The 1,078-nt window shown below is 31.7% G+C and carries 1 protein-coding gene; it reads left to right on the top strand.

Annotation, left to right across the window (positions count from 1 at the left end):
- The first annotated feature begins 218 nt into the window (after nt 1–218).
- Complete coding sequence (locus tag V7137_RS30580) at nt 219–605, top strand: HNH endonuclease (RefSeq protein WP_438825633.1); 387 nt, start codon at nt 219–221, stop codon at nt 603–605.
- Nucleotides 606–1,078: the final 473 nt, after the last annotated feature.

The raw sequence follows: 1,078 nt of genomic DNA, 5'->3' as shown, positions 1-1,078 counted from the left end.
ACCAAAGTGTTTCAAATTAATAAGCCGAAATTGTGTCACTCTACTTGACGGTCACACTTCACTTATTTTGTTAGTAGGAACTTTAATAGGAATATAAGAAACGATTCCTTAAAGTTGTTGACCTGGTAAAACTGGTGTTTGGAGATAAGGCTTTTAGGAGATTTATTCCTGGTGATTCGGATAATGTTAATGGGAAATGGTCAACAAATGTCATTAATATGGCCCTATTTGATGTTCAAATGTGTGGTTTTGTAAATTTTGAAAAACATCAAATTATTTCTAAAGCTGATAAGATTAGGGAAAAGTTAATTAAGTTAATGAGTCAAAATGAGGAATTTAACAATTCAATTGAGATAAAAACTAGTGACAAAAATGTTCTTTCTAAAAAATTTAAAATTTGGTTTGAAGCTCTAGATGAGATACTCGGTAGTCCANNTTTTGAAATCAATCCTACATGTCAAATTTGTCATCAACAAATATTGGCAATTGATGATTCTGAGGGAGATCACGTGGTTCCGTTTTCTGAGGGTGGAAGGACGGAAATGAGTAATGCGCAATTAGCACATAGATATTGTAATAGAAGAAAGAGTAATAATTTAATTTAAAAAGTATTATGAGTTTTTTAATAGACATTTGTACCTGCCAGACTATAGTGAACAGTTTACGATGAATAATATCGAGTTGACAAATACACAAGAGAGAAAATCACTAAGAAAAGAATGGTAAAAGTTTAAAACTTTGAGGAATAGTGGACAAATATCAACCAAGGATAATAAAAATAGAAAGATTACTTTGTTTTCAAAATAATGCCGAAAATTAGCTCTTTAAAATATGTGCCTGCCACTTCGTGAAGCTTGTTGAATCTTTCGACGGGAATTAGGTAGTGACTAGGCACTTTTATATTTTATAAAGACAAAAATATTTATCATGTCAAATGATTTGACTGAGTAAAATTGGAGTGATATTCTAGATATAGATAGGAGGGACAACCTATGGATTTTAAAAATCAACGCACTGCTCAAATTACTTGTTTACAAAAAAATCTATCCGCCATCCGGAAAATCGCAGGATGGACAGC

Origin of the sequence: Neobacillus drentensis (assembly GCF_036962765.1) — a bacterium.
Lineage (GTDB): Bacteria > Bacillota > Bacilli > Bacillales > Cytobacillaceae > Neobacillus > Neobacillus drentensis_C.
This window is presented reverse-complemented; position numbering and strand designations above follow the sequence as displayed.